Annotated in this window: 10 protein-coding genes; 4 read left to right on the top strand and 6 right to left on the bottom strand. The window is 72.4% G+C overall.

Annotation, left to right across the window (positions count from 1 at the left end):
• From QM621_RS06035 to QM621_RS06025, 3 genes are all read right to left on the bottom strand, one after another.
• Positions 1-371, bottom strand: a 371-nt coding sequence (locus tag QM621_RS06035; protein ID WP_414989464.1) for an FHA domain-containing protein, incomplete at its 3' end; no start/stop codon positions are given.
• A 4-nt stretch (positions 372-375) separates the two neighbouring features.
• Positions 376-891, bottom strand: coding sequence for a 5-(carboxyamino)imidazole ribonucleotide mutase (gene purE, locus QM621_RS06030; RefSeq protein WP_414989463.1), 516 nt, complete (start codon positions 889-891; stop codon positions 376-378).
• A 64-nt stretch (positions 892-955) separates the two neighbouring features.
• On the bottom strand, positions 956-2,065 hold the full coding sequence (locus QM621_RS06025; RefSeq protein ID WP_414989462.1) for a 5-(carboxyamino)imidazole ribonucleotide synthase: 1,110 nt from the start codon (positions 2,063-2,065) through the stop codon (positions 956-958).
• Positions 2,066-2,140: 75 nt separating this feature from the next.
• Between QM621_RS06025 and QM621_RS06020 the strand changes: the two genes are divergently transcribed.
• Both QM621_RS06020 and QM621_RS06015 read left to right on the top strand, forming a co-directional pair.
• Positions 2,141-2,386 (top strand): AbrB/MazE/SpoVT family DNA-binding domain-containing protein, encoded by a 246-nt coding sequence (locus tag QM621_RS06020; protein ID WP_414989461.1) that lies wholly within the window; start codon positions 2,141-2,143, stop codon positions 2,384-2,386.
• Positions 2,383-2,793: a PIN domain-containing protein gene (locus QM621_RS06015; RefSeq protein WP_414989460.1), complete on the top strand. Its 411-nt coding sequence runs from the start codon at positions 2,383-2,385 to the stop codon at positions 2,791-2,793. The genes QM621_RS06020 and QM621_RS06015 overlap by 4 nt, the downstream gene beginning before the upstream one ends.
• Here QM621_RS06015 and QM621_RS06010 read toward each other — a convergent pair.
• Genes QM621_RS06010 through QM621_RS06000 form a run of 3 tightly spaced genes read right to left on the bottom strand, consistent with a single transcriptional unit; the run spans position 2,790 to position 5,119 of the window.
• Positions 2,790-3,797, bottom strand: coding sequence for an adenylate/guanylate cyclase domain-containing protein (locus QM621_RS06010; RefSeq protein WP_414989459.1), 1,008 nt, complete (start codon positions 3,795-3,797; stop codon positions 2,790-2,792). The genes QM621_RS06015 and QM621_RS06010 overlap by 4 nt on opposite strands.
• Positions 3,798-3,808: 11 nt before the next feature.
• A complete protein-coding gene (locus QM621_RS06005) occupies positions 3,809-4,306 on the bottom strand; it encodes a PH domain-containing protein (protein ID WP_414989458.1) in 498 nt (165 codons plus the stop codon).
• Between the two features lie 12 nt (positions 4,307-4,318).
• Positions 4,319-5,119 (bottom strand): biotin--[acetyl-CoA-carboxylase] ligase, encoded by an 801-nt coding sequence (locus QM621_RS06000; RefSeq protein WP_414989457.1) that lies wholly within the window; start codon positions 5,117-5,119, stop codon positions 4,319-4,321.
• 50 nt (positions 5,120-5,169) lie between these two features.
• Between QM621_RS06000 and QM621_RS05995 the strand changes: the two genes are divergently transcribed.
• Both QM621_RS05995 and QM621_RS05990 read left to right on the top strand, forming a co-directional pair.
• The gene (locus QM621_RS05995; protein WP_414989456.1) at positions 5,170-6,789 is read left to right on the top strand and encodes an acyl-CoA carboxylase subunit beta; all 1,620 of its coding nucleotides are present in this window, start codon (positions 5,170-5,172) and stop codon (positions 6,787-6,789) included.
• Positions 6,786-6,978, top strand: a 193-nt coding sequence (locus QM621_RS05990; protein WP_414989455.1) for an acyl-CoA carboxylase epsilon subunit, incomplete at its 3' end; no start/stop codon positions are given. The genes QM621_RS05995 and QM621_RS05990, both read left to right, overlap by 4 nt.

The following is a 6,978-nucleotide window of genomic DNA, read 5'->3' as shown; positions in this document are numbered from 1 at the left end:
GGAGAGGCCGGGACCGGGGGTGCCGCCGGGGCGGGCGGCGGCGCCGGGGCGGGCCGCCGGTCATGGGCGCCGACGACGAGCAGGCGCACCAGAGGGCCGTCGTCGGGGTCGCCGAGACGGGCCTCGTGGGAGAAGGTCAGCGGCAGGCGTCGGATCTCCTGCCCCGCGACCCACGTGCCGTTCGTGCTGCCGAGGTCCTCCAGCGCCCAGCCCCCGTCGTGGACCACGCGCGCGTGACGGCGCGACACCCCGTCGTCGTCGATCCGCAGGCCCGACGCGTCGCGGCCGATCTCCAGCCGTTGCCCCGGCGACAGCACGGCCACGAGATCGTCGCCGAGGTAGACCGACAGCCGCTCGCCAGAAGGTCCCATCGGCTCAACCGGCCCGGTCGGTCGTGGCGTCGCGGACGGCGGCTCCCTTGGCACGGGCGAGGTCGGCGAGGCTCGTCTGGAAGTCGAGCATGCGCCGGGTGAGCGCCTCGTCGCCGGTCGCCAGGATCCGGGCGGCGAGCAGGCCGGCGTTGCGGGCGTTGCCGATGGACACCGTCGCGACGGGCACGCCCGCGGGCATCTGGACGATCGACAGCAGCGAGTCCATGCCGTCGAGGTACTTCAACGGCACCGGCACGCCGATGACCGGCAGCGGCGTCACGGCGGCGAGCATGCCCGGCAGGTGGGCGGCGCCGCCGGCGCCGGCGACGACCACCTCGAGCCCCCGCGTGTGCGCCCGACGGCCGTAGTCGAGCATCTCGTCGGGCATGCGGTGGGCCGAGACGACGTCGGCCTCGTAGGCGATGCCGAACTCGGCCAGGGCCTCGGCAGCGGCCTTCATCGTCGGCCAGTCCGAGTCCGATCCCATGACGATGCCGACGCGCGGCGCAGAAGTGGCCATGACCGGCGATCCTACGCCTCCCGCCGGACGAGCGCCAACGCGCGACGTCATGATCGCCGCCGGATCACCCGTCGACGAGCAGGCCCGCGGCGCGGCGGGCGTTGGCGAGCACGGCGTCGAGGTCGTCGCCGACGACCGTCACATGGCCGACCTTGCGGCCGGGCTCGACCGCCTTGCCGTACAGGTGGACTTTGGCATGCGGGACGGCCTCGAAAACGGCGGGCAGCTGCCCCTCCAGGTCCTCGACCCGCCCGCCGAGCACGTTGACCATGACGCTCCACGGACGAAGCGGCGCGCTCGGGCCGAGCGGCAGGTCCGCGACCGCGCGCAGGTGGTTCTCGAACTGGCTGGTCACGGCGCCGTCGATGCTCCAGTGGCCGGTGTTGTGCGGACGCATCGCCAGCTCGTTGACGAGGATCCGGCCGTCGGCGGTCTCGAACAACTCCACGGCCAACATGCCGACGACGTCGAGTTCGGTCGCCACCCGCACCGCGAGCGCGGCGGCCGCCTCGGCCAGCGCGGGGTCGAGGTCCGGCGCCGGGGCGACCACCTCCGCGCAGACGCCGCCGGCCTGCCGGGACTCGACGACCGGATAGGCCACGACCTCGCCGCCCGGACGCCGGGCGATCTGGGCCGACAGCTCGCGACGGAAGTCGACCAGCTCCTCGGCGATCAGCTGCGCGCCGGAGGAGAAGGCGTCCTCGGCGTCCTCGGGCTCGCGCACCACCCACACGCCCTTGCCGTCGTAGCCGCCGCGCGTGGTCTTGAGCACCGCCGGGAGGCCGAACTCCGCCACATCGGCGGCCGTCGCGACGAACGCCCATCGGGGGCAGGGCACGCCCATCTCGGTCAGCCGGGAGCGCATCTCGCCCTTGTCCTGGGCGTACAGCAGCGCGTGCGGGCCTGGGCGGGGCGCGTGACCGGCCGCGGCGAGCGCCCGCAGGTGCTCCGGCGGGACGTGCTCGTGGTCGAAGGTGACCACCGCCGCCCCCTCGGCCGCCGCCTCCAGGTCGGTCAGGACCGTGTGGTCGCCGACGATCATGTCCGGGATCACCTGCGCCGCCGAGACGTCCGGCCCCTCGGCCAACAGCCGCAGCCGCAGCCCGAGGCCGATCGCCGACTGCTGCATCATGCGGGCCAGCTGCCCGCCTCCGATCACCGCCACACGCGCCATGCCAGCGACTCTATCGAGCGCCAGATCGACTTCTCCGGAGCGGCCGCCTGGCCGCCGCGATGGTAATCTCCTGCCATGCGCACCACCATCGACGCGGGCGGACGCGTGGTGATCCCCAAAGACCTTCGCGAACGACTCGGCCTGCGTCCGGGCCAACATCTGGACATCGCCGTCCTCGACGGACGCATCAGCATCGATGTCACCGGCGTCGGCATGCATCTGGAGACACGCGGCGACGTCGCCGTCGCCGTGCCTGACGAACCGATCGAGCCGCTCGACGCTGAGACTGTTCGCGCGACCTTGGAACAACTTCGTCGATGAGAGCCGTCGACAGCGGCGTCGCCATCGCCGGGTTCGCGACCTGGCACGAGTCACACGAGAAAGCACGCGAAGTGCTCCAGGGTCGCCCCGCCATCGCCGCTCGTGCCATGACCGAGACGATGAGCGTCCTCACTCGGCTGCCTGCGCCGCACCGCGCTCCCACCCGCCTCGTGGCGTCGTTCCTCCGGCAGAACTTCACCGAAGATCCGCTGACCCTCGAAGGCGCTCACATCGCCCGATTCCTCACCGAACGCGTGCCCTCACTCGGCCTCTCCGGCGGTGCCCTCTATGACGCGACGATCGCGGAGACAGCCCGCGCGGCCGGCGCCACCTTGGTGACGCTCGACCGGCGCGCTCTCCCCACGTACGAGCGTGTCGGCTGCGCGGTCCTCCTCCTCGACGCCTAGCGGGCCGAGGAGCGGAAGGTGCGGCGCTCGGTGACGGTGATCGGGGAGACCTCGCCGAAGCCGCGCAACGGCCGTGGCGACAGGGCGCGCGTCTCGAACTCCGGGCCCAACGCCTCGGCCGTCGTCTCGTCCACGAGCACCCGGTTGCTGCGCGCCACGTGCGACAGCCGCGCGGCCAGGTTGACCGGCGGGCCGAAGACGTCGCCGAGCCGGTTGAGCACCGAGCCGGTGGCCAGGCCGACGCGGATCGCCGGGATGTCGTCGCGCGAGCCGACCTCGTGCACCAGCTCCAGGGAGAGCTTGGTGGCGGCGACCGGGTCGTCGGTGACGAACAGCAGCGCGTCGCCGAGGGTCTTGATGACCCGTCCGCCGCCGAGGGTGATGACGTCGGCCCCTCGCTCCTCGAACCGCTCCACGAGCGAGCCGAGCGCGGCGTCGTCGAGCTGGTTCGACAGGCTGGTGAACCGGCTGAGGTCGGCGAAACCGACCGTCATCTCGGTCGACAGCAGCTCGGCGTCGTTCGCGCCGATGGCCTCCATGCGGGCGGCTGCGGCGGCCAGGTGCCGTCGCCACACCTGCACCAGCAACTGCTCGAAGACCGGGCCGACCTGCTCGGCGAGCGTCAGCGCCACCTCCATGCGGCTGCGCGCCCGCCCCTCGGCGACGTCGCGCTCCATCTCGTCGACGAGCGTGGCGACCTCCCAGTCGGCCAGCCGCGCCATCGTCACCCCGAGCGCGCGCGCCAACCGCAGCGCGGTCTCCTCGGTGACCAGACCCGCGTCGACCGCCACCCGGACCTGCCGGAACGCCTCCGTGTCGGCCTCGCCGAAGGTCAACCGGTCGCCCGGCTCGGGGAAGCCCAACGCGCGCCACAACCGCCGGGCCACGTCCGGGTCGATGCCCGACGCCCGCGCGGCGGCGTCGAGGTCGGCGTCGATCCGCTCGTTCAGCAGCAGCCCGAGCAGACGGGCCCGCTGCCCGGATCGCCCGCCCTCGCCGTCCATCGCCGTCGCCCTCAGTCGTCGCTGCGGTGCGCCTCGAAGACGAGGTCGCTGATCGCCCGATGGAACTGCTCGACCTTCGGGATGTCGTCGAGCAACAACCCCTCCTCGTCGGAGGCGTTGTGGATGATGAGCGTGCCCGAGCCGAGGATCCGGTCGTTGAGGTTCTTCTCGTAGGACACGTCGTTGATCCGGCTCAGCGGGATGACCCGGCCGGTGCGGGTGAGGACGCCCTTCTTCTCGACGATGCGCCGGTTCGTCAAGGTGTAGGTCCACAGGTACCAGACGAGGAAGGGCCGGAAGACGAACCAGGCGAACAGCACGAGGGCCGCCGCGACGATCGCCCAGCCGACCCAGCCGTCGGCGTCGTCGCCCACCTGCGCGTACAGGAACGCGGCTCCGAAGGACAAGACCAGCAGCACGAGGAACGGCACGATGAGCGCCTTGACGTGCGTGCGGGTGGTCTGCAGGTTCTGCTCGCCGGTCATGAGCATCTTCTTCGACAGCGCCATGGCCTGATCTTGTCACGTTCCACGCGACGACGGGCGCACATGCGTGACGTCGCCCGCGCTCACCGGCGTCCCGGCGACCACGAGGCGGCCGTCGGCGTCGACGCCCTCGGCCAGCCCGTGCAGCACGCTCCCGTCGGGCAGGCTGACGTCGACGACGCGGCCGAGCGTGTCGCAGCGGGCCGTGTAGTCGGCGCGCAGGCCGTCCATGTCGGGCTCGGTCCAGCGCTCATAGACCGCGTCGAGACGGCCCAGCAGCGCGGCCAGGCAGCGCGTGCGGTCGAGGTAGGCGGGGTCGGCCCCGGCGATGCGCAGCGACGTGGCGTGCGGCACCGGCAGTTCCTCGGTCGTCAGGTCGACGTTCAGCCCGACCCCGATCACCGCGGCGGGCCCGGCGTCGGTCTCGACGCGCTCCAGCAGGATGCCCGATATCTTGCGGCCGTCGACCAGCACGTCGTTGGGCCATTTGAGCCGGCCGGCGACCCCGGCGCCCGTCAGCAGCGCGTCGAGCGCGAGCCCGGTGGCCAGCGGCAGCCAGGCCCAGTTCCGCCACGGGTCGGCCGGCCGCCAGACCACCGACGCCGCCAGGCCGGAGCGGGCGGGCTGCGTGAAACTCCGGTCGAGCCGGCCGCGAGCCGCCCGCTGGACGTCGGCGGTGACCACCGCGCCGTGCGGGGCGCCCTGCCGCGCCCACACGGCGGCGTCGGTGTTGGTGCTGCCGGTCTCGGCGAGCACCCGCACCGGGCTCGGACGGTCGGCGAGGGCCTGGGCCACGGCGGCCGCGTCGAGCGGCGCGCGGCGGGTCGGATCGGTCACGGCCCTAGGCTCGCACAACCCCGTCGGCACGGCTCGATACGCTGACCCCCGTGACTGAAGCGCAGACCACCGACGACGTCGTGACCCAGCCCGACCTGCAGACGACGGCCGGCCAGCTCGAGGAGTACCGCCGCCGCCACCGTGAGGCGACCGTGACCGCCGCCGAGGCCGCCGCCGAGAAGCAGGCCAAGCGCGGCCGCAAGTCGGCCCGCGAGCGGATCGAGCTGCTCTTCGACGAGGGCTCCTTCGTCGAGCTCGACGCCCTCGCCCGGCACCGCAGCCACTCGCCCTCGCTCGTCGGCAAGCAGCCCCTCGGCGACGGCGTGATCACCGGCTACGGCACCGTCGACGGCCGCCAGGTGGCCGTGTTCAGCCAGGACTTCAGCGTCTTCGGCGGCAGCCTCGGCGAGGTCTACGGCGAGAAGATCACCAAGGTCATGGACCTCGCGCTCAAGGCCGGCTGCCCGATCATCGGCATCAACGAGGGCGCCGGCGCGCGCATCCAGGAGGGCGTCGTCTCGCTCGGCCTGTACGGAGAGATCTTCAAGCGCAACGTGCACGCCTCGGGCGTCATCCCGCAGATCAGCATGATCATGGGCAACTGCGCCGGCGGCCACGTCTACTCGCCCGCCGTCACCGACTTCACCGTGATGGTCGACCAGACCTCCGGCATGTTCATCACCGGCCCCGACGTCATCAAGACGGTCACCGGCGAGGACGTCACGATGGAGGACCTGGGCGGCGGCCGCACGCACAACACCAAGAGCGGCAACGCCCACTACCTCGCCGCCGACGAGGACGACGCGATCGAGTACGTCAAGGCGCTGCTCTCCTACCTCCCGCAGAACAACCTGGAGGAGCCGGAGATCTTCGACACTGCGCTGGATCCTTCTGGCGTCGACCTGGAGCCGAACGACGCCGATCTGGCGCTCAACACGCTGCTCCCGGACTCCCCGAACGTCCCCTACGACATCCGCACGGTCGTCGAGACGGTCCTCGACGACGGCGACTTCCTCGAGGTCCAGCCGCTGTTCGCGCCGAACATCGTCATCGGCTACGGCCGGGTCGAGGGCCGCAGCGTCGGCGTGGTCGGCAACCAGCCGATGCAGTTCGCCGGCTGCCTCGACATCGACGCCTCCGAGAAGGCCGCGCGCTTCGTGCGCACCTGCGACGCCTTCAACATCCCGGTCCTGACCTTCGTCGACGTGCCGGGCTTCCTGCCGGGCACCGAGCAGGAGTGGAACGGCATCATCCGCCGCGGCGCGAAGCTCATCTACGCCTACGCCGAGGCGACGGTCCCGCTGGTCACCGTCATCACCCGCAAGGCCTACGGCGGCGCCTACGACGTCATGGGCTCCAAGCACCTCGGCGCCGACGTCAACCTGTCGTGGCCGACCGGCCAGATCGCCGTGGTCGGCGCGTCCGGCGCGGTCAACATCCTGTACCGCAAGGAGGTCGCGGCGGCCGAGGATCCCGAGGCCAAGCGCGCCGAGCTGATGGCCGCGTACGAGGAGGAGCTGTGCAACCCGTACATCGCGGCCGAACGCGGCTACATCGACGCGGTGATCGAGCCGGCGCAGACCCGCGCCGAGATCGTCAAGGCGCTGCGCCTGCTGGCCACCAAGCGGGAGTCGCTGCCGCCCAAGAAGCACGGGAACATCCCGCTGTGAGCGCCGAGGAGACCACGCCCACGACCGAGCCCGCCGCCCCCGCGCTGCGGGTGGTCAAGGGCGAGCCGACCCCCGAGGAGCTGGCCGCGCTGGTCGCGGTCGTGGCGGCCCGTTCGGCGGCGGCCGCCGCCGCGGGCTCGGCCCGTCGTCCGCTCCGCTCGGAGTGGGGCCGCCCGGCCCGCGCCGTGC

It is taken from the genome of Aeromicrobium sp., assembly GCF_047606445.1.
GTDB lineage: Bacteria > Actinomycetota > Actinomycetes > Propionibacteriales > Nocardioidaceae > Aeromicrobium.
The sequence above is the reverse complement of the archived record's forward strand: the minus strand, read 5'-3'. Positions and strand labels throughout refer to the sequence as shown.

Coding starts and splice junctions, on each gene's coding strand:
- QM621_RS06015 (WP_414989460.1), top strand. CDS start 2,383: ATGAGAGCCGTCGACAGCGGCGTCGCCATCGCCGGGTTCGCGACCTGG.
- QM621_RS06025 (WP_414989462.1), bottom strand. CDS start 2,065: ATGGCGCGTGTGGCGGTGATCGGAGGCGGGCAGCTGGCCCGCATGATG.
- QM621_RS06020 (WP_414989461.1), top strand. CDS start 2,141: ATGCGCACCACCATCGACGCGGGCGGACGCGTGGTGATCCCCAAAGAC.
- QM621_RS06005 (WP_414989458.1), bottom strand. CDS start 4,306: ATGGCGCTGTCGAAGAAGATGCTCATGACCGGCGAGCAGAACCTGCAG.
- purE (WP_414989463.1), bottom strand. CDS start 891: ATGGCCACTTCTGCGCCGCGCGTCGGCATCGTCATGGGATCGGACTCG.
- QM621_RS06010 (WP_414989459.1), bottom strand. CDS start 3,797: ATGGACGGCGAGGGCGGGCGATCCGGGCAGCGGGCCCGTCTGCTCGGG.